The sequence below is a fragment of the Acinetobacter sp. UBA991 genome (assembly GCF_002292065.1).
In the GTDB taxonomy this organism is placed as follows: domain Bacteria; phylum Pseudomonadota; class Gammaproteobacteria; order Pseudomonadales; family Moraxellaceae; genus Acinetobacter; species Acinetobacter higginsii.
Window position 1 is genome coordinate 56246 of record NZ_DBBF01000023.1, and the last position, 21470, is coordinate 77715.

Genomic DNA, 21470 nt, shown 5'->3' on the forward strand with positions numbered 1-21470 from the left:
AAGGTTTCTATTGAGGCATAGATCATGTTCCATCTCAGTCATAATTATCAATTTGGTGTGATAGTCCTGATCTGTGCCTTTCTAGTGTTTTATATTCCAATGGTTTACGCATTTTTTAAAATACGTAAACAACAGCGTAAGCAAAATAAGTTTTAGGGATTATCGGTGTCCATTGGTCACTTTTTAAAATTTCAGTCAATAAAACTTAATTTTGCTTACACAAATTGAGCGTATAGTAGGACATCTCCTTGCTTGAGATGTCTAAATAAAAGATATAAAGCAACGAAGAGAGAATGAATATGTCTATCCTTAGTTGGGACGATTTTGAAGATGATTCGCAAAAACCGACTACACCTGAACACAAGTCTGCGCCCATCGACACGCAAAAAACGGTTAATACGCAAGTGGTATCTGATTCAGAGCAATCATCGCCGCGCGTGGCTGCTGCACAACCCGCTGGAACCAGTACCGTGCGATCAACAAATCCAACCGATTCGTTGGCACGAGCATCTGCTGCCTTAGAACACTTAGATGCTGCACCTGGCTTGGAAGAGCTTGAGATGGGTGCACAGCGTGTTCAGGTTGATGATAAAGCAATGATCAACTGTCGCGCTGACTTAAACCAGCTTGTTCCGTTTAAATACGAGTGGGCTTGGCAGAAGTATCTTGACGGGTGTGCAAACCACTGGATGCCGCAAGAAGTGAACATGAACCATGATATCGCGCTTTGGAAGTCTGAAAATGGCTTAACTGAAGATGAGCGTACCATCATCATGCGTTCTTTGGGTTTCTTCTCGACTGCGGACTCATTGGTTGCAAACAACTTGGTATTGGCGATCTACCGTCACATTACCAACCCTGAATGCCGTCAGTACATCTTGCGTCAAGCATTTGAAGAAGCGATTCACACGCATGCTTATCAATACTGTATCGAATCTTTGGGTATGGACGAAGGCGAAGTCTTCAACATGTATCGCGAGATTCCATCTGTTGCACGTAAAGCATCGTGGGGCTTGAAGTACACTCAATCTTTAAGTGATCCAACTTTCAACACTGGTACACCTGAAAACGACCAACGTTTATTGCGTAACTTGATTGCGTTCTACTGCGTTCTTGAAGGGATCTTCTTCTACTGTGGCTTTACTCAAATCTTGAGTATGGGTCGTCGTAACAAGATGAACGGTGTTGCTGAGCAGTTCCAGTACATCTTGCGTGATGAGTCTATGCACTTGAACTTCGGTATCGACATGATCAACCAAATCAAGATCGAGAACCCACATTTGTGGACGGCTGACTTCCAAGAAGAAGTGATTCAAATGATTCTTGAAGGCACGATGCTTGAGATCGAATATGCGCGTGACACGATGCCACGTGGTGTATTGGGTATGAATGCAAGCATGATGGAAGAATACTTGAAGTTCATCTGTAACCGTCGTTTAGCGCAACTTGGTTTACCTGAGCAATTTGCTGGTGTAACCAACCCGTTTGGCTGGATGTCTGAGATGATGGACTTGCGTAAAGAGAAGAACTTCTTTGAAACGCGTGTAACGGATTACCAAACTGGTGGTGCGTTAAGCTGGTAAGTTGAACGTCACGCGTCACGCGACACATGAGTTGTCATTCAAATAAAAAAAGAACCGTTCTAATGAATGGTTCTTTTTTTTATTCTTTAAAAGTTATGCTTATTACTATTTCATTAAATGAGCTGTATTAGCTTACCCACTTATCATCATTCATCGCTAAAGTTTTAACCAGCTCGAAGACTGTTGAAACCTTTTCTTTAAATTGAATCTCGTCATAACTTATTGGTAAGTCTTTATCTAAGACCTTCTCAATTTCATCTTTTACTACGGCTTGAGTTTGAACATCCTTCCACCAATCTTGAACTAAAATTTTCGGAGTCGTATTCAAAAGAGCCGTAATTAAGTCTTTTGCTGCTAACTTCACTTGTTGCTGCTCACTTTTGGTTAACCTATCCTTTAAGAGAAGGTCATAGATTTCCAACTCATCTTCTGTCAGTCCTTCTTTGATATGGCGTTGATCTTCATCTTTCAAGCCTTTTGTAAACTTCTGAAGTTCGTCAAATAATTGCTCTGTCGCTGTTGCACCTGAATTATAACGATCTATCATCTGCTGATAACGTTCGGCAAAGTTAATACGACCGCCATTTTGCTTCAACATTTGAATGATCTTTTTCTCAAGAAAAGCTCGCATATCTGCAATGGCAATATTCTTGTGCTTAGTTTCTTTGAACTGTTCTTTCAGCTTGTCAAAATCAACTGTACTTAAATCCCATTTTTGACCATGAATTAAACTATAATTTTCTTTAAAGTCTTTAACTGTCTTCGCAGTATCTTCATTAACAACTACACTTCTATCCAATAAATCTGATACTGAGGTACCTGATTTTTCTAAATCTTGAGGCTCAATCATTGCTTCAATGAAGCCATGTAAAAATTGGATAACCGAAACAATTGGTCGAGGTTGCACCAAAATATTTGGTTTACATGCTTCATATAAAGCCGCAACTGTATTGAAATGAACATTAAAAGTCTTACGATATTCGTCTTTTTCTAATAATTGATCAGCATATTGTTCAAACAAAGCATTTTCTTTAAACGTGCCGCCACTCTCATGACGAGTTTCCAATATTTGATTCAAATCAATATTCTTAGATTCACAATATTCTAGCGTCTTTATAATTGCTTCATCTAGCATTTGAAAAAGTACAGTTTTATCTTGTACGGGAGCATCTGTTTCCCCATCTTCACCAGTACCTTGACCGTAATCTTTTAAAGCCGTTTTTAGATTTCTAAATACATTATAGTAATCAATAACTTCGCCATTTCTTTTTTCTACCAGCTCACCCTCTGTATTCTGAATACGATATGAAGTCACACGGTTTGCACGAGCAATCGTTTGCATCAACGTATGACCTTTCATAGGCTTATCTAGATAAAGCGTTGAAACAGTGGGTGCATCAAAGCCTGTGAGCCACATTGCACACACAAAGACAAGTTGTAATGGATGTTCAGGGTCTTTAAAGTTGTCCTCAATATCAGCACCATTTGCATCAAGTTTATTTAAACGATCAATATGTGGCTGGATATCCAGATCTTGTTTATCAAAGCGCTCTTTTTCTGAACTTGGATCACTGATAACTACCGCCATTTGTACAGCACTCATATACTTTTGACGCTGTTTTAAACGATGTTTTTCAATATCATTTTTAGAATTATGAATACGAGTTTGTAAATTCTTTTGTTCTTCTTTCCAAAGTTTTGAAACCTTGTCGTACATTCGTACTGCTGTGAATTGATCCACAGCAACCATCATTCCTTTACCTAAATATCCACGACGTGGGAAATGGTACACAATATCTTCAGCAATACGATCTAGACGATCATCTCGTTTGATAACTTCCAATTCAGTTGAAAACTTACGCTCAAGTTTTTCTTTCTGAGCATCATTGAGCTCTTCATCTTCTAAAATTTCAGCGAGTTCCTCATTGAGATCATCATTTTGTAATAATACCTCTGGCACTCGCTTTTCATAGAAAAGTGGCAATGTTGCTTTATCTTCTATTGCTTGCTGAAATGTATATTCAGAAACATATTCTCCAAACCACTGTTTTGTTTTTTTCTGCTTAAGAATAGGTGTTCCTGTAAACGCAAGAAAATGTGCACCATCTAAGCCTTTTCGCATATTCTCAGCAAGTGATTCATATTGAGTACGGTGTGCCTCATCAACTATCACGGTGACTTCACGCTTAGTAGGATCAAACAACTGAGGATATTCTTGGCCTTTGTGGTATCTAAACTTTTGAATCAAGGTAAAGACTATCTTAGTATTTTGGCTTAATAATGTACGAAGATGGGTACTATTTTTAGGCTTTGCCGCTTCTGCTTCAGAGACGGCTTGTGTATGGATAAAGTTCTTATAAATCTGATCATCTAAGTCTTCACGATCAGTAATCACCACAAAACTAAAATTACCTGTGACTTTACGATAAATCTTCCTGACATAGAAAATCATAGAGAAGCTTTTACCAGAACCTTGTGTGTGCCAAAACACACCTAGGCGACCTTTCAATTCATCACGCTTTAAGAAGTTTTGGAAAGCATGATTTACCCCTAGAAACTGATGGTTTTGAGCGATAATTTTATATTTTTCCTTTTGGAATAAGATAAAGTTTTCGACATAGTCTAAAAGACGTTCTGGACGGCATAAACCACGTAGTAAATATTCGATACTTGTACCTTGCTCTTCAATTTCTTCTTTATTTACTTTTTCTTTTTCTTGTTCCACACGTAACCAGTTAAAGAAATGCTCCCATTCAGCAGTAAAACTCCCTAGTTTTGTATCTGTCGCATTTGAAAGCACACAAAAAGCATTGGTTAAGAAAAGCTGAGGAATATCATTTTTATAGTTTTTTAAATTATCGTCAAAAGCATTCTTAAGCTTTACATTAGAGTTTTTCAGTTCAATAAATACCAATGGCAAACCATTTACATAGAGAATGAGATCAGGACGGCGATAAGCGCAATATGGCGTACGTCCTGTCGATTGAATCCATAACTGAGAAACCACCAAAAACTCATTATTTTCAGGGTTTTCAAAATCAATCAGTTTTAAAGACTCATTTTCATGCTTCTCACCGTTTTTATCTTCATAGGTGATAGAAGCACCATCCCGAATAGCAGTATAGAGTTCCATATTAGCTTTAATAGCAGACATAGAACCACGACGATCCATCAGTTTAGATACAGCAGTTTCTATCACTTCTAGAGGGACTTGGGGATTGAATTGCACACATTTGGCAATGATACGATCTTTGAAGATAACATCTTTTTTGTCAGTACGACCCGAACGATCATTTAAGTCACTTGAATCTGTGGTATAGCAGTTTAAGTGCTGATAACCAAACTCGGTATTCAAAAGTGCTATCGTTGCTTGTTCAATATCATCTTCACTTATAAAATTACGTGTTACTTTTGCCACAAATTACCCCCTCTATCCCTCTAAATAACTCTATTTTTTAATAACTTACGATTCTTGCATTGATGGTGGAAACTGAATATCCAAGTTTTCTACCGATAGTTTTCCTGAAATTAAGCGAGGCAATAACTGATCTCTGTTATTAACCAATAAGCTATTTTTAGTTTTTAATATCTCAATCAGTTTCATCTTATCTATAATTAAATTTGTATACTTCTCTTGAAGAGTTAAAGGAGCAACTAAAACCTTCTTATTGGTCAGCTCGCCCCAATGTCTTTTATATTCTGTAGTTTCTACTTGATCTTTAATTAAAGAAAATAAATATAATAATAAAATATTATGCTTACTTTTGAATGGGATAACATTTTCTGCCAAAGAAAAATTCTTAAACATGATCTGCATCTTGCATGAATGATCCCCAAAAATAATCATAGGACTTTCAAAAGATGCTATATGTTCTGCTTCTCCTTCATGAAAACCTAGCATAGTTTTTTGAGACTGATCAATAACAGGAATGTCTGCCTCTAAACATAATTCATATTCTTTGTAAACACGACCAAATTTCTTTCTATCAACCAAATTCGAAATTTTTTCAATTTTCCAATCTTTAGGAATGCCTTTTTCAAACTCTGTATTTTCCCAATTAGGAAAACGAAACCGTACAAACCATTCTTTATATAGCTCTTCCGCCATATTTTCTAAAATTTGGATACGTTTTTTATTGTTTTCGATGAGGTCATCGTAAGCTGAAAGAATAGCAACAATTTGTCTTTGTACTGAAATCGAAGGACATGGGAATAAAATTCGACGAACAATATCTTGATTTAGTGAAGCCATTGTTGCACCAAAGGCACACAAAGCATGCATCCAATCTTGGTGAGGTTGTGTCTTAAAATAGTACGATAAAAATCTAGAATCTACATTTTCAGTATTTAAACGAAGTCTCAAACAATCAGACCCTTGAACCCAACCAACTTGCTCGTCTTGGATATATGAATGTCTCTCTACTGCCCCTTTTCTTCCAAAAACAATATCATCTTTACATAGAATATGATTTTTCAGTTGCTCAGCTTTAAAGTCCGTTATAAATTCTAAATTGTCAGCTCTAATGTCACCAAATCCAATATTTCTAACATTGATTACTGGGGTTCCAGATTCTACATACTCACTAGCTTTTAGTTGAGTACCAAAAGGACCAGTTTGTAATGATGCTTCTTTAGAATCAATTAAGCTTCCAATTGATATAAAATTGAAATTCATATCAATCTCCTAAAAGCATCGTTAGGTTATTACTAATTAAATGACTCAATTTGATGGATTCATTTGTTAATCTAGTTAATTCTAATTTTAAATCGAGTATATTCTCCTGAAACTCTTCTTCTGTACGCCCATCTTCTTCAATCACTACACCCACATAACGCCCTGCATTTAAAGAATAATCTTGTTCTTTTACTTCCTCAGGTGTTGCTAACTTGCAAAGTCCCGTTACATCCTCATATTCAGCATTTGGAAAACGCTCTTGTAACCATGAAATATGATTGAAGAAATACTCAGCTTCATTACGATCAGCTTTAATATCGGCAAGTAAGGCTTTCACTTCTTTAATATCTGCTGTTAAAGCATTCAATTCTTTAAGTTTGACTTCTTTAACTTTAAGTACTTCTTTTTTATCATTTGCCTTAGCTTCGGCAACTTCAGCACGAGTGAGTTTGACTAAGTCGTTATGCGCTTTTTCTTTTTCACGAATGGCTTTGTCTAAAACTTTTGCTTCATCCACAATCGCTTTAAAGAATGGTGTAAAGCTTGCTCTTAACTTCTTTTGCTTCCCATTCAAATCAGCAACTAAATCTTTAGTTACTGCCTGAGGGAAAGCTGTTATATAAGCATCAAAGCTCTCTTTTAAAGGTTTTAAGGCATGCCAATGTTCATTAAGTTCATCAACACTTTGAACAATCACTGCATCATCTTTTAACGCATTTTTGAGTTTTTTAAAGCTTGGCTCTACATGAGGAACTGTGGCTTCAAGTTTAGCCATCCCTTGTCTAAAGTAATCGTCCACCAAACTGATATATTCATGATTTCGCTGCTTATGAAGCTTACCGATCATGGCAATATTAAGAATCTGCTCATCTGTAAAGTCACGATGCGCACGGTCAATCTGTCTAAAGATGTTACGAGCATCAATAAACAAAATTTTGTCATCTGTTTTATTTTTATCAAAGAACCAGAGTGTTGCAGGTAGCGTTACCGTATAGAACATATTTGATGGCAAAGTCAGCATGCCATAAATCAAATTATGCTCGATCAATGTCTGGCGTACATCAGCTTCTGAATTACGGGCATCCGAAGCAGAGTTCGGCATAACCAAAGCTGCACGACCACTGTTGGATAGCTTAGCTTGCTGTGCCTTTTTTAGCGAAGTTGCAAATAAGTTAATCCATAGATAATTTGCATTTGGAACTGTTTCAATCTTTGAATTATCATCTGATTTTTTAGGTTTAGTCTTATTGCGCGGTAAACCATAGCTATTAAAACGAGGATCATTTTCAACTGTTGTAATAGCCACATCATCTACGTTAAATGGTGGATTCGCCATGATGTAATCGAATTTTTCAAAGCCTTTAAATGGATCTTCTGAATAGGAGTTTGCTTGCTGGATTTCACCTTTCAAACCATTTACGAACAAGTTCATTTTGGCAAGTTTGACGGTATCTAGCGTCTTTTCTTGGCCATATACGAATAAATGATTGGTATTTTCAGCTTCACCAAGCTTTTTGCTTAATGCTTTACGGCGCTCTACAAATTGTAAAGACTGAACAAACATACCACCAGAACCGCATGCTGGATCGTATACAGAACCATTAAAAGGTTCAATCATTTCAACCATCAAACGTACAACAGAAGTTGGCGTAAAGAATTCACCACCTTTTTGTCCTTCTGAAAGCGCAAACTTACCCAAGAAGTATTCATAAATTTTGCCAAATACATCACCTGAAGCATCCACAGGAATATTTGAAAAACTACGGACTAAACCACGTAGCGCATCTTTACTCTCTGGACGACGGTTAAAGGCTTGATACTCTTCTTTAGGCAATACATCTTTAAAATCATCTTGGCCTTGATGATCTTCAATTTCCTGCATCGCTTCTTTAATTTTTTTTGCTAAGTTCTCGCTATCAGGAAGTTCAAGCAAATAGTTATAACGAGCATTATCAGGTAAGTAAAAACCACAATGTTTAATGGCAATTTCAGCAATCGACTTTTCACGACGAGAGCCTCTAAGTTCATTAAATTCTTTTAGAATTGCATCTTCAGCAGCAGCGTATTTATTGTCAGCAAACTTTAAGAAGATCAAACCCAATACTGGAGTTGAATATTCGTTAGGCTTTAAGTCAGTGTTTGCACGTAAGCTATCTGCTGCTGACCAAAGCTGATCTTCTAACTGTTTTAACTCAATAAGGTTCATATCACTTCCAACAACATTTTTTTAATTAAGAATGAGGAGATTCTTGATTCCCCAAACAATTCAATCCCAAAAAAACTCTTTACCATTTGCTTCATAGATAAAGAAAAATTGCGCTTAGTGCGCTATTCTACAGAACGACTTAGCATCGAAGAAGCTAATAAATTAGTTTTCTTTTCTCAAATATATTTTGAGAAATACAAGAATCCATTTTTATAATCTAAAATACTCTTGGGACTTCTAAACAAGGTAAATATGGCTTAAATTAGCCCATGAAAAATGATCTTGCTGAAAGTTTTATAAGTTTAATTAAACTTTTGAATTAACTCATAACTTTTAGGCTAAAATTAATATTGTAAAAACCAAAAAATGAATAAATAAACGGAGAAATTATGATTAATCGTGGTCCAGAATGGGCTCGATGAGACTTACATGTGCATACCAAAGGCAAAGCTAAGAATGATCAATTTGGAAATATTAGTTTTGACCTACCCAAATAACATGCAAACTCAATCTGAACAAGCCCCCACCAACCATCCTTCCAACAACTTCCCTTTATCCACCTTATTCCCACTCAACAACCGCACCATTGCCCCATCCACCACAAACAAGAACATCTGTGCATCTGCTTTTGCAGCATTCATCTCCATTCTGACCAACAACATATAAATTTCACGAATCAACCAGTTTCGGTATTCCACCACCATCTCATATGCCTTTGGATAACGTGCTTTAATTTCAAAAACTGCCCGAAACAATAAATGGTACATCCCTTCTAAATCGGCATGCAGAAAGAAAATCCGTTTCAGCTTTTCACGCCCCGATAAATTTTTATTGGCATACAGAATTGAACGGACTTCTTTCTTCAGTGCCGTTCTCTGCAAACTCAACGTCATTTCAACCAAATGCTCTTTGGAGTGAAAGTATTTATAAAAGGTGCCTTTGGCAATTTTAGACTCATCAATAATCAGGTCGACCCCAACATGATGAAAGCCATCTTGGTTAAACAGTGTTTGCGAGGTATCCAAGACTTTTAAAGCACGATAAGTCAAAGCAAAAGGTGGCATATCATTTCCATGATTGAATAATTTTTGTTGTTGCTCAACCCGATCAAGCGGCCATTTATGCTGCAATAAGCAAAAAAAGGCATGCAAAGACCCGATAAGACGGCCTGAGCGTATCTCAAGTTTTATTGTTGATATGATTTTTTAGTCGTGACAAAGCACTGTCTGAATTACGAAGCGCATTCAAACCCTGTCAAAGACTAATGAAGAAGAATAAAAATACAGTGCATGGCCAACTCCTAAATCCTTCGGAATTCTGCCAAGACATAAAGATTATGGTGGCAGGGTGAAAGAGGGTTAGCAGACTGAACCTAAGAATCAGCACGCCCGAAGGCGTCCCCCTTTCGCCCTACCGCTACAAAAGGGGGACGAACGAGTCTACATCAAAAAAACAAGGTTTTTCAATGCACTTAGGAAACGGTCTGCTAAAACCGGCTGGCGATGTAGGCCAGCGCTTAAAGAATAATCGGTGAGTTTAAGGGTGTCAATCTTACACTTTGGGCCAAAGCAATTTTATTATTATTTTTCAATAAATTATATTGTTTATTATTTTTAAATTATGATGTAAATGTATTTTAATAATGAGCCAATCGGCTTAAAGCATCCTACTTTAAGCGACTTCAGTTTGCCCCACTTGGTGATAAGCACGATTAAAATAAACCAAGCTTTGATCATGTCCACTTTGTTGAACCGCCACAATACGACAAATAAAAATCGTATGCGTTCCCACTTCCTGAATTTGATCAATCTCGCAATCAAAATTCACCAAGGCATCATCCAAAACAGGCGCACCTGTTTCCAGTTCTGACCAAGCACCGTGTTTAAAACGTTCTTCGGGACTCAATTTAGACGAAAAGGCTTTAGAAATATGTTGATGATCTGCACTTAACACATTCACGCTTAAGATTTTATTGTCGACGAAATGTACATGTGAACTCGATGCCCGATTCATACACACCAATAAAGTCGGAGGCGTATCAGTGACGCTACATACAGCAGATGCAGTAAAGCCATAACGACCAGACATGCCAGTGGTGGTAATCACACTAACTGCACTGGTGAGTAAAGACATTGCATCTCTAAAATCTGTTGCTTCAACCATCACTTTATACCTCAATTAAACCCGATCTATTTTAAATGTGCTCAGGGCTACAATGTGCAGCCCTTAAGCCATCTAGGGGTCGTTAAATTAAGCGAGTTCTTTACGAACAATTTCTGCACCTGCACTTAATGCATTCAGCTTGCCACGTGCAACATCACGTGCCAAAGGTGCCATACCACAGTTAGTTGATGGATACAGCTTATCGGCATCGACAAACTGAAGTGCTTTACGTAAGGTATCGGCAACTTCTTCTGGCGTTTCAACCGTGTTGCTCGCCACGTCAATCGCACCAACCATCACTTTTTTACCGCGAATCAATTCAATCAGATCCATCGGCACACGCGAGTTATGACATTCGAGCGAGATGATATCAAGTTTTGATTGTTGTAGCTTTGGAAAAGCCTCTTCATATTGGCGCCATTCAGAACCAAGGGTCTTTTTCCAGTCCGTATTGGCTTTAATGCCGTAACCATAGCAAATGTGCACCGCAGTTTCACACTTCAAACCTTCAAGCGCACGCTCTAAAGTCGCCACACCCCAGTCATTTACTTCATCAAAGAACACATTAAAAGCAGGTTCATCAAACTGGATAATATCCACGCCCGCCGCTTCTAACTCTTTGGCTTCTTCATTCAGGATTTTGGCAAATTCCCATGCCAATTTTTCACGGCTTTTATAATGCGCATCATACAACGTATCAATCATGGTCATTGGCCCTGGCAACGCCCATTTGATTGGTTGATTGGTTTGCTGACGTAAGAACTTGGCATCTTCAACAAAAACAGGCTTTTGACGCGATACAGCACCGACCACAGTTGGTACACTGGCATCATAACGATTACGGATGCGCACCGTCTCACGTTTCTCAAAATCAACACCGGTAAGATGCTCAATAAATGTCGTCACAAAGTGCTGACGGGTTTGCTCGCCATCACTGACAATATCAATGCCTGCTACTTGCTGCTCATGCAAAGACAAACGTAAAGCATCCTGTTTACCTTCAATCAGACCCTGCTCTTGCAATTTCCATGGTGACCAAAGCTTTTCAGGCTCTGCCAACCAAGACGGTTTCGGTAAGCTACCCGCAGTCGACGTAGGTAATAATCTTTTCATCATCAATAACCTTATATTTTCAATAAATTAGTGCGCGTAACTTTTTTGCGAGTTGTTTTGTGCTGCATAACTGGCAGACCACTGTTCAAGCGTCTCGCGGTATGGTTTGATGAATTGTTCTTCAACAAATTTGCCTTGTTCAATCGCCAAACGACTACGTTCTTCTCGATCATATACAATGCGAGTCAGTGAATAATCTTGGTTGCTCAAACTTGGTTGATACGATTTGCCTGCCACTGAATTAGCATTGTAAATTTCAGGACGGTAAATCTTCTGGAAGCTTTCCATGGTACTGATAGTGCTGATCAACTCCAGATTGCTGTAATCCGCCAACAAATCCCCAGAGAAATAGAAGGCCAACGGCGCAACACTATTTGGCGGCATGAAATAACGCACCTTTAAGCCCATTTTTTGGAAATACTCATCCGTTAATGAATATTCATCTTGCAAATATTCCGTCCCCAATACTGGATGCTGATTTTCAGTACGTTGATAGACCTTGCTGCTGGAAACACTGAGGCAAATCACAGGTGGCTTTTTAAAGTTTGCCTTGTAAGTCTCTGACTCAATAAAGCTCTTAAACAAGTTGCCATGTAAGTCGCCGAAGTTCTCTGGTGTGCTAAATCCAGACTGATTTTTATTATGGTCAAGCAATAGCACACTGAAATCATAGTCACGTACATAAGAAGAGAAATTATTGCCCACAATACCTTCAATACGCTCATTGGTTTTTTGATCAACAATATTGGTTTTCAAGATTTCAATTAAAGGAAGTGGATTGGCATTGCTTGCCGCATCCACCTTCATTTCAACCGAAATGATTTCCAGCTCAACTTTATAACGATCAGCAAAAGGATTATCCCAATGCGCCAAAGCATTAAAGCGATTGTCGATCATCTTTAAGGTGTTGTGCAGATTCTGTTGGCGACTCTCGCCTCTTGCCAAATTCGCAAAGTTGGTTGTGATACGTGTATTTTCTGATGGGGTGTAGTTCTCATCAAAATCAATACGCTTAATCGTAAATGCAAACTCTTTACTCATTTTAATCTGCCACCCTAATTTCCGAGATAAATCTAAATTTCTTTATAGAGTGATTTATACCGCAATCATTAGCTGAATAAAAATGATTTAATCTAACCTCAAAATGAATGAAATTCATGTTAAGAAATTCACTAAGGTGAAAATCGCTCAACAAGGTCTGTGCAATCAGGCGGACAGTAGAGCTCAGCCCGATCACCTTAGGAAAAATTTGCTGCTTTCCGTTGAAGTGAAATCATTAAATAAAGTCACAAAGAAAGTTTTATGATCAGTTTTATTTGTCACAACATAACCGATGAGCTATAAAAAACCGCTTTTTCTCGCGGTTTAAAACAGAACTCAACCTACACACTTGGTTAAGATGCTGGAATTAATGCAAATTTTTCCGATATTGGATAAATCCTGCATTCACGGCCATGCTATCGTAAAGCATTCGTGCTTGGTAATTGGTTTCATGAGTTAGCCAATAAACACGTGAGCATTCTCTTTCAGCCGCCTTTTGGTAAACAGCTTCTATCAACTTACGACCTAAACCTTTTATCCGTGAATGTTGATCAACAAATAAATCCTGTAAATAACAGTAATCACCTGTAGTCCACGTACTTCGATGAAAAATAAAATGCACAAAGCCAATCAAAGTATCTTGATCCCCCACCACTAGACAGTACATATCTTCATTTGGATCAAGTAATCGAGAAAATGTTTTTTCCGTCACCTTATGATCAATCTCGACCTTATAGAAAGCCTGATAGCCTTGCCATAACAACAACCAGTTTTGATAATCTTGCTGCTCCAGCGCTCTGAGCTTCATGCCAGCGCCTCCATATTAGGATGGTGTCTAAACATCATAGTTTTGTCTTTTATAAAGCCGAGTGCCAATTTAAACTTTTCATCTAGACCAATTTTTTGATAATTCAATCCGCTCATTTGGTCAAAATGTGACTCATCTCTCTAAACCATAAGTCTAAGATTTACTAGAACTTTCTACAACTTTCACACAATAAATCATCAAAGTCGGCTTGATTTGTACATTTTGAAACATTAGTTCAACCAAAATACCGTCTAAATTAAAGTAAAATTCATGAACTAACTTCTTCAACATCAGTGTTAAGGCGATCCCTTGCCGTACTGATGTGCCTTTATTGCGCCTGTATCATCATTTAAATTCTTTCTCTCTATATCGCTTGTCATATAGAGCGTCATTTAATTTTTAAGGTAAATTGAATGAAAAAATTTTGGAAATATTTATTAGTACTACTCGTAGTATTAATTATTATTGCAATTGCCTTTCTTTTTAGACCAGTTGCGTCTAAGGCAATTAAAACCACCAGTAACGAACCAACTGTCGATGTTGTACTCATCGGCGGCGGGATCATGAGTGCCACTTTAGGTACTTACCTCAACGAATTACAACCCGACTGGAATATCCGCATGTATGAACGTCTTGATGCTGTTGCACAAGAAAGTTCAAACGGTTTCAACAACGCGGGTACAGGCCACTCAGGCTTTATGGAAATGAACTATACCGAAGAAAAAGACGGTAAAATGGACATTTCTAAAGCTGTAAACGTGGCAGGTCAGTTTGAAATTGCCAAACAGTTCTGGGCATACCAAGTGAAGCAAGGTGTACTCGAAACACCAAATACCTTCATTAACCCAGTACCCCACATTGCTTTCGTATGGGGCGATAACGTGAATTTCATGGAAAAGCGTTATGCAGCCATGGTTCAAAACCCGTTATTCGCTGGCATGAAATTGAGTGAAGACAAAGCTGAAATTCAACAATGGGCACCATTGGTGATGGACGGTCGTGATCCTCAACAAAAAGTGGCTGCAACTCGTATGGACGTTGGTTCTGACGTGAACTACGGTGCAATCACCAAGCAGTTGATTGGCAACCTTGAAAAGAGTCCAAACTTCAAACTCAGCACTTCAACTGAAGTGACGGGTATCAGCAAAAACGATGACAACACTTGGTCTGTGGCTTTCAAAGATTTGAAATCTGGCAAAGTTGATCATGTGAAAACACGCTTTGTGTTTATTGGTGCAGGCGGTGCTGCAATTAAATTATTGCAAATGACTGGCTTACCAGAAGCGCAACAATATGCTGGCTTCCCTGTAGGTGGTGAGTTCCTTGTAACTGACAACCCAGCAGTAACAGCAAAACACACAGCGAAAGTCTATGGTCGTGCTGATCTTGGCGCGCCTCCGATGTCTGTACCACATATCGATACTCGTTATATCGACGGTAAAAAATATGTGTTGTTTGGCCCATTCGCAACTTATTCAAACAAGTTCCTGAAAAATGGTTCACAGCTTGATTTGCTTGCATCGACCAACAAAAACAACGTGTTGCCTATGGCTGCAATTGGTCTACAAAATGCTGATCTTGTTCAGTACCTCGTAAGCCAAGTGTTAATGTCTGATGCAGATCGTTTCAATGAGTTGAAAAAATACTACCCTGAAGCTGATCCAAAAGACTGGCATTTACAACAAGGTGGTCAACGCGTTCAGATCATCAAAAAAGAGCCGGGCAAACCTGCTAAATTGCAATTCGGTACAGAAATCTTTGCATCTAAAGATAAGTCTGTAACTGCATTGTTAGGTGCTTCTCCGGGTGCGTCTACATCACCTTACATCATGCTTAACTTGCTTGAAAAAGCATTCCCTGAGCAAACCAAAGGTGTATGGAATGCTAAGTTACATGAAATCGTACGTTCTTATGGTAAAGACCTTTCAACCGATCCAGCGTTGTTAGATCAAATCCGTCAGTACTCAAGTTCAACTTTAGGCTTGAACTATACGACTCCAGCAAACTTAGTTCCTGCTAAGAAAGTTGTTAAAGCTGAAGCTGTTGCTCAATAAGTAACGCTAAGCACATCAAAAAGGGAGGAGTTTCAGCTCTTCCCTTTTTCTTTATTTGTATGTTTTAAATCTACGCCTTATGTCCTCTGCTGTACCTCATTCTGCTTTTGCTGCATTTGCCAGTCGTGACTTCACGTTATTGACCATCAATCAATGCTGCCTAACGTTTGCGGTGCTGATTCAGGAAGTGCTGATCGCGTATTATCTATATCAAATTACCAAGAATCCGCTTATCCTCGGCTTGGTCGGGATCATGGATTTTTTGCCCTTTCTCGTCCTCTCTTTGTGGGGTGGTTATATTGCTGACCGTTTTAATCGGCAGCGTATTTTGCAGATCAGCTTTAGCTTTGCCATCCCCTTATCATTTGCTTTGTGGATAAGCTTTGATCTTTTCCACACTCAAACCATCAGTGCAAATTTATTATTAATCTCATGCTTGAGTATTCTGTTTTTATTTGGCTGTATTCGCGGCATATACAGTCCCTGCTTTAATTCTTTACGTCCTTTTGTCGTACCGGAGCATTTGTATACCAATGCCGCCACTTGGACCAGCATGTGCTGGCAAGCCAGTGGTATTCTCTCTCCCGTCATTGGTGGCTTCCTGTTGGCTCATCTGGATTTAGATATTACGTTTAGCGTCATCGTGGCACTTTTTTTAAGTGGTAGTATTGCCCTCTGGTGTTTGCAAAAACGAGATTTTCCTCAAATCCAAACAGAGTCAGTAACTCAGAGTCTAAAAGAAGCGCTGCATTTTATTTTTAAAACTAAAATTATTTTTTGGGCGATGTTTCTCGATATGAGCTCAGTTTTTTTTGGTGGCATCATCGCGCTCTTGCCCATTTTTGCCCAAGATATTTTACATATCGGTGCAGATGGTTTTGGTCTATTACGCGCGGCACCTGCTTTTGGCGCATTGGTGATGATGATCATTTTAATTCGCTATCCACCAAAATCTAGACCGTGGCAGATGATGTTGATAGCAGTGACAGGCTTTGGCCTGTGTACCTTGTTATTTGCTGTTACCAGACAGCTGTATTTTTCAGTCGCAGTTCTCATTATTATGGGAGCATGTGACAGTATAAACATTGTCATTCGTCAAACGATTCTGCAACTGATTCCACCCAAGGACATGCTTGGACGTGTCGCTGCCATTAATGGCATTTTTGTCACCTCGAGTAATGAGCTTGGTGCGTTGCAATCCAGTGTGATGACGCGCTTTTTCAGCGTGATTCCTGCAATGTTGATGGGTGGTTCACTGTCTTTGCTCTGCGTTGTCTTAACCAAGCTCAAGACCAAAGATTTATTGAAGTTCCGTTTTTAATCCCCGTATTAAACAAATAGTTATTTTAAAATTCAATGTCATATGAAACATACTTTGCCCGCGTCTTCAGGCCTCTCTAAATTTATTATTTTTTCCGTTTTTGTATGGCTGGTCTTGCTGTGGCTGCAATCGACCTATATCGTCATTATCGGTGGGCATGCCTATCTATTCTGGACCTCGTTTGGCCTTTTGATATTGAACATTCTGAGCTTGCGCCCAACGATTTTAAAAAACCGAATTGCTTTGGTGACGACCGCTGCCTTGCTGATTTATCTGGTGTTTAACTCACTGTTTTGCACCTATTTGATGATTGCCTTCTATTGTATTTTCTACCTCTATTCAGATGAATATAAGAATAAACGCGCCATTAAATTGATCAGCTTATTCTTGATCATGATCATCTTTGCGATCTACCAGACCCAATCGCTGCATGAACTCAAAAGCCACTATGAAACCTATGAAACGGGTGAAACATGGCAAAAATATGGCGCCTTATAATCAGGCCAATAAAAAACCTCACTTCACGTGAGGTTTTTTATTATTCAGCAGACTAATCTTGAGAGTCTGGATACAAAGGACGATTTCCGGGACTAATACGATTGATATGCAAGAAAGTCATATGCCGTTCGTACTTATCAAGAATGTCGTTAATCACCTGTTCTTTGGTGTATCCAACCAGATCATTGTCCTGCGAACCCTCATACAAGAAGGTTTCCAGACGGTAGTAGAACTGCTTACCGCGTTTACCACGTTCACTGAAGTTAGGCGCGATATAACGTACCGGCCAAATTTGATAAACGAAGTTGTGCTCTTCTTCCAAGTAGATGGTTAAATCTAAATGATAGAGTGCATCGTTGTCTTCCAATGCTGTTTGGGTGACATCGACTTGCATACCACGTTTAACCAGTTCATCGGCAACTGTGCGTACTGCAGGCTCACAGACACTATCAAGCATGCGTTGGGTTTCACTGGTACCTGGGTGATGCATCACACGGGCTAAACGCTTTTTCCAGTTCAGGATATCCACGTTTCCGACCACGGGCGCTGCATTCATACTACGACTCGCCTTCCGATAATCTTCCAGACGCAAAGACTTGTACAGACCCGCCATCACCAACAACATGACAAAACTAAAGGGTAAGCCCATGATTACCGTAGCACTTTGTAGCGCGGTAATCCCGTTTGCCATCAGCATTGCCAAGGTGAGCAAGCCAATTGCCGTTGCCCAAAACACTCTTAACCAGCGTGGCGCATCATTATCAACATTGGAAAATTTAGTGGTGAAGTTCCCTAAAACCAACGCACCAGAATCGGCAGAGGTTACATAGAACAACAGACCTGTAATCGTCGCCACACCTGCAATAAATGCAAACCACGGATATTGCGCCAATAGGTCATAAAAACCATGCGCAGGATCAGTTAGAACCGTTTGAGCCAGTGCCGTATTGCCTTCAAAAATGACGTTATATAAAGCACTGTTTCCAAAAATAGATAACCATGTGATGGTAAACAACAATGGAATAATTAAGGTACCGCAAACAAATTCACGAATGGTACGACCACGGGAAATCCGCGCCAAGAACAGACCGACAAAAGGTGACCAAGCTACCCACCATGCCCAGAAGAACAAGGTCCAGCTATTCATCCAATCCTTAGGCTGATCAAAGGCAAAACTTTCCAAGGCCAAACTTGGGAATCGACTGATGTAGTCACCAAAGTTTTGTACCAATGCATTGAGTAAAAATCCGGTATTGCCCAAGAACAAGACAAACAACATTAAGCCAATTGCGGCAAAAATATTGATTTCAGATAAAACCTTAATACCTTTATTGACCCCAGCTGTCACCGAAATAATGGTGACAATCACAGCAACCAAAATCAGTGCCGACTGAATCAACAGGTTTTCAGGCCAACCAAATAAGACATGCAAACCATAATTGATCTGGACGACGGCGATACCACAGGTGGTGGCAATACCAAAGATGGTCCCGATAACTGCTGCAATATCTACACTATGCCCAATTGGACCATCAATTTTTTTACCAAAAATTGGGTAGAGCGCGGAACGAATGGTGAGAGGTAGGTTATAGCGATAACTAAAGTAGCCCAAGGCCATCCCGACCAGCGCATACATGCCCCAACCCGTTAAACCATAGTGGAACAGCGTCCAAACCATACCCTGACGCGCAGCTTCATAGGTTTGACCTTCACCCACAGGCGGATTCATATAATGAGATAAAGGTTCTGCAACAGAGAAGAACATTAAATCTGTTCCGATCCCCGCCGCAAACAACATCGCTGACCAACTGAGTAAGCTAAACTCAGGTTTGGAATGCTTAGGACCAAGTTTGATATCGCCATAACGTGAGCAAGCAATAAAAACCACAAAGATTAAATACAATGTTGCAGCTAATAGGTAATACCAGCTGAATTTATCACTGACCCAAGCCAGCACCACGTTGAGTAAATGGTTGGCAAAATCGTTAAATAAAATCGTAACAAGTGCAAATGTTAAAATAAGTAGAGCTGAAACATAGAAGACCACACGATTTAAATGGTCTTTATTCGCTAATGTAGCATCATCAACCGCTCTTGGATTATCTGTCGCCATACAATCCTCAGGGAGTTAGAGAAGAAAAAGAAAATATTCATCCACGTCTTTTCATCACGAGATCAATGAAAAGACATATCTGAATAGAAAATGAAAAACAAAAGTTATTTACCCGAATTACAATATTTCTGATTTTTCAGTGGTGTGATGTGATGACTGAGTTACCTGCGTTATCACTTGCGGTGGTGTAGGACTAAATTGATCCTGTTTCAGTGCTTTGGCCAAGCCAAACATATACAGCAAAATAATAACGGAGAATGGCAAACCACACAGCACCACAGCGCTTTGCATAGAGTGAAAACTCCCTGCCAACAGCAGCCCGATACTGACAATGGTAATCACCACAGACCAGAAAATTCGCAACCAAATCGGTGAGTCACTTTCATTGCTACCCCCTTTCGAGGACAGATTTGCGATCATGAGTGTACCAGAACCCACAGGGGTCAAAAACAATACGAAACAAATCACAACAACAATCCCAGCAACATAAGGATTGAATGGTAGAAATTCGAGAAGCTTAAATAAGGACAAAGCAGGATCGGTTAACACCAGATCACCTAAGATTTTTTGCTTTTGTTCCAAAATAAAATAGATTGCGGTGTTACCAAAAATCGAGATCCAAGCCAACGTAAAACCTAATGGAATCAGACAGACACCGAGCACAACTTCACGAATGGTACGGCCTTTGGAAATACGCGCAATAAACATACCTACGAATGGCGCCCATGCAATCCACCATGCCCAATAGAACACTGTCCATGAACCTAACCACTCACCTGCTTTGGCATTGTAGAGGTACATATCAAAGCTCTTCGCTAGAAAATGATCGAGATAATCACCCACGTTCTGTACTAATCCATTGAGCAAATGGTTGGTTGGTCCTGTAAGGAATACAAACAGCAAGAGCGCATAGAGCAAACGCAAATTGATACGCGATAACCAAGCCAAGCCCTTTTCAATCCCGACCACAGTGGTAATGGTCGCAACTGACATCATCAGCAACACCACCGTAATTAGAGTGGTTTGGTTATTTGGAATCTCAGGCAAGAGATAATGTACACCCGAAACCAGTACCAAAGCACCAATACCGAGATTCGTCACCAAAGAAATGACTGTGGCTAAAATCCCAAAACCATCGACAAAATCACCGATCAAACCATGAATACGTTCACCAAAGATTGGATACAGCGCAGAGCGCAACGCCAATGGCAAGTTCTGACGAAAAGCAAAATAACCGAGTGTCACACCCAATAAGGCATACAACACCCAACCATGAATGCCCCAATGTAAAAAGCTATACATCATGGCATCACGTGCGGCTTGAATGGTTCCACCCTGACCTTCTGGCGGTCGAATAAAATGGTCAACGGGTTCAGCTACACCGTAATACAGCAGCGCAATCCCGATTCCTGCGGAAAACAGCATCGACACCCAAGCCAGATAGCCAAACTCAGGTTTATCGTCATCTTTACCTAAAGGAATCTGCCCAACCCGAGAAAAAGCCAGCCATGCGACAAAACCTAAACAAACTACAATCACCAGCATGTAGTACCAGCCAAATAATTGATTGGCCTGCCCTTGTATATAGGTTAACCAGAACTGACTGCGCTGTGGAAACAACACAAACAATAGGCCAAAAATGCCGATACTGATTGCGGAGCTCCAAAAAACAAACAAATTTAAACGTATAGGTTCAGATGGGGACCCTTCATTACTTTCTGACACCATGTTCTTGCTCCTTGCAATTGGTGTTTTTTCTTAAAAAATAATGTGATAAGTGTTCAATTCTGCTTATCGCCTTATCCATAAGAATCTTTGATTTATTACGCTACTTCTATTCTTTCCAATCAAAAATTCATTGATTTTTACAGATTATACTTTTTATTGATTGAACG

15 protein-coding genes are annotated in these 21470 nt (G+C 39.4%); 5 read left to right on the forward strand and 10 right to left on the reverse strand.

All coding sequences use genetic code 11. The features are described 5' to 3' along the window. The first annotated feature begins 24 nt into the window (after positions 1-24). Positions 25-156: a hypothetical protein gene (locus B2727_RS09275; protein WP_004804753.1), complete on the forward strand. Its 132-nt coding sequence runs from the start codon at positions 25-27 to the stop codon at positions 154-156. Positions 157-299: 143 nt separating this feature from the next. Then, the gene (locus B2727_RS09280; protein WP_033133489.1) at positions 300-1583 is read left to right on the forward strand and encodes a ribonucleotide-diphosphate reductase subunit beta; all 1284 of its coding nucleotides are present in this window, start codon (positions 300-302) and stop codon (positions 1581-1583) included. Between the two features lie 127 nt (positions 1584-1710). Here the strand turns inward: B2727_RS09280 and B2727_RS09285 are convergent, their stop codons facing one another. The 8 genes from B2727_RS09285 to B2727_RS09320 all read right to left on the reverse strand — a co-directional run bounded on the left by B2727_RS09285 (position 1711) and on the right by B2727_RS09320 (position 13589). Then, positions 1711-5001: a type I restriction endonuclease subunit R gene (locus B2727_RS09285; RefSeq protein ID WP_033133488.1), complete on the reverse strand. Its 3291-nt coding sequence runs from the start codon at positions 4999-5001 to the stop codon at positions 1711-1713. A gap of 45 nt (positions 5002-5046) precedes the next feature. Beyond that, positions 5047-6258, reverse strand: coding sequence for a restriction endonuclease subunit S (locus B2727_RS09290; protein ID WP_033133487.1), 1212 nt, complete (start codon positions 6256-6258; stop codon positions 5047-5049). 1 nt (position 6259) lies between these two features. After that, the gene (locus B2727_RS09295) at positions 6260-8464 is read right to left on the reverse strand and encodes a type I restriction-modification system subunit M (protein ID WP_033133486.1); all 2205 of its coding nucleotides are present in this window, start codon (positions 8462-8464) and stop codon (positions 6260-6262) included. Positions 8465-8970: 506 nt separating this feature from the next. Beyond that, complete coding sequence (locus tag B2727_RS09300) at positions 8971-9528, reverse strand: TetR/AcrR family transcriptional regulator (RefSeq protein WP_033133507.1); 558 nt, start codon at positions 9526-9528, stop codon at positions 8971-8973. 607 nt (positions 9529-10135) lie between these two features. After that, a complete protein-coding gene (locus B2727_RS09305) occupies positions 10136-10627 on the reverse strand; it encodes a flavin reductase (protein WP_005205662.1) in 492 nt (163 codons plus the stop codon). 87 nt (positions 10628-10714) lie between these two features. Continuing rightward, positions 10715-11740: a methionine synthase gene (locus B2727_RS09310; protein WP_032864471.1), complete on the reverse strand. Its 1026-nt coding sequence runs from the start codon at positions 11738-11740 to the stop codon at positions 10715-10717. A gap of 27 nt (positions 11741-11767) precedes the next feature. After that, positions 11768-12781: a DUF1852 domain-containing protein gene (locus tag B2727_RS09315; protein WP_033133485.1), complete on the reverse strand. Its 1014-nt coding sequence runs from the start codon at positions 12779-12781 to the stop codon at positions 11768-11770. 367 nt (positions 12782-13148) lie between these two features. After that, a complete protein-coding gene (locus tag B2727_RS09320; RefSeq protein WP_033133484.1) occupies positions 13149-13589 on the reverse strand; it encodes a GNAT family N-acetyltransferase in 441 nt (146 codons plus the stop codon). A gap of 413 nt (positions 13590-14002) precedes the next feature. Between B2727_RS09320 and mqo the strand changes: the two genes are divergently transcribed. The 3 genes from mqo (at position 14003) to B2727_RS09335 (ending at position 17462) form a co-directional block, all read left to right on the forward strand. Then, a complete protein-coding gene (gene mqo / locus B2727_RS09325) occupies positions 14003-15643 on the forward strand; it encodes a malate dehydrogenase (quinone) (protein ID WP_004804731.1) in 1641 nt (546 codons plus the stop codon). A 79-nt stretch (positions 15644-15722) separates the two neighbouring features. Beyond that, a complete protein-coding gene (locus tag B2727_RS09330; protein ID WP_033133483.1) occupies positions 15723-16964 on the forward strand; it encodes an MFS transporter in 1242 nt (413 codons plus the stop codon). A 42-nt stretch (positions 16965-17006) separates the two neighbouring features. Then, positions 17007-17462, forward strand: coding sequence for a hypothetical protein (locus B2727_RS09335; protein ID WP_171549344.1), 456 nt, complete (start codon positions 17007-17009; stop codon positions 17460-17462). A 52-nt stretch (positions 17463-17514) separates the two neighbouring features. Here the strand turns inward: B2727_RS09335 and B2727_RS09340 are convergent, their stop codons facing one another. Further along, positions 17515-19575: a choline transporter gene (locus B2727_RS09340; RefSeq protein WP_005312420.1), complete on the reverse strand. Its 2061-nt coding sequence runs from the start codon at positions 19573-19575 to the stop codon at positions 17515-17517. Positions 19576-19692: 117 nt separating this feature from the next. Continuing rightward, positions 19693-21303: a BCCT family transporter gene (locus B2727_RS09345; protein ID WP_033133481.1), complete on the reverse strand. Its 1611-nt coding sequence runs from the start codon at positions 21301-21303 to the stop codon at positions 19693-19695. Positions 21304-21470: the final 167 nt, after the last annotated feature.

What these genes read in the sequence shown, in the direction of transcription:
- B2727_RS09275 (WP_004804753.1), top strand. Translation starts at nt 25, where the DNA reads ATGTTCCATCTCAGTCATAATTATCAATTTGGTGTGATAGTCCTGATC.
- B2727_RS09280 (WP_033133489.1), top strand. Translation starts at nt 300, where the DNA reads ATGTCTATCCTTAGTTGGGACGATTTTGAAGATGATTCGCAAAAACCG.
- B2727_RS09290 (WP_033133487.1), bottom strand. Translation starts at nt 6,258, where the DNA reads ATGAATTTCAATTTTATATCAATTGGAAGCTTAATTGATTCTAAAGAA.
- B2727_RS09295 (WP_033133486.1), bottom strand. Translation starts at nt 8,464, where the DNA reads ATGAACCTTATTGAGTTAAAACAGTTAGAAGATCAGCTTTGGTCAGCA.
- B2727_RS09300 (WP_033133507.1), bottom strand. Translation starts at nt 9,528, where the DNA reads ATGCCACCTTTTGCTTTGACTTATCGTGCTTTAAAAGTCTTGGATACC.
- B2727_RS09305 (WP_005205662.1), bottom strand. Translation starts at nt 10,627, where the DNA reads ATGGTTGAAGCAACAGATTTTAGAGATGCAATGTCTTTACTCACCAGT.
- B2727_RS09310 (WP_032864471.1), bottom strand. Translation starts at nt 11,740, where the DNA reads ATGAAAAGATTATTACCTACGTCGACTGCGGGTAGCTTACCGAAACCG.
- B2727_RS09315 (WP_033133485.1), bottom strand. Translation starts at nt 12,781, where the DNA reads ATGAGTAAAGAGTTTGCATTTACGATTAAGCGTATTGATTTTGATGAG.
- B2727_RS09320 (WP_033133484.1), bottom strand. Translation starts at nt 13,589, where the DNA reads ATGAAGCTCAGAGCGCTGGAGCAGCAAGATTATCAAAACTGGTTGTTG.
- mqo (WP_004804731.1), top strand. Translation starts at nt 14,003, where the DNA reads ATGAAAAAATTTTGGAAATATTTATTAGTACTACTCGTAGTATTAATT.
- B2727_RS09330 (WP_033133483.1), top strand. Translation starts at nt 15,723, where the DNA reads ATGTCCTCTGCTGTACCTCATTCTGCTTTTGCTGCATTTGCCAGTCGT.
- B2727_RS09335 (WP_171549344.1), top strand. Translation starts at nt 17,007, where the DNA reads ATGAAACATACTTTGCCCGCGTCTTCAGGCCTCTCTAAATTTATTATT.
- B2727_RS09340 (WP_005312420.1), bottom strand. Translation starts at nt 19,575, where the DNA reads ATGGCGACAGATAATCCAAGAGCGGTTGATGATGCTACATTAGCGAAT.
- B2727_RS09345 (WP_033133481.1), bottom strand. Translation starts at nt 21,303, where the DNA reads ATGGTGTCAGAAAGTAATGAAGGGTCCCCATCTGAACCTATACGTTTA.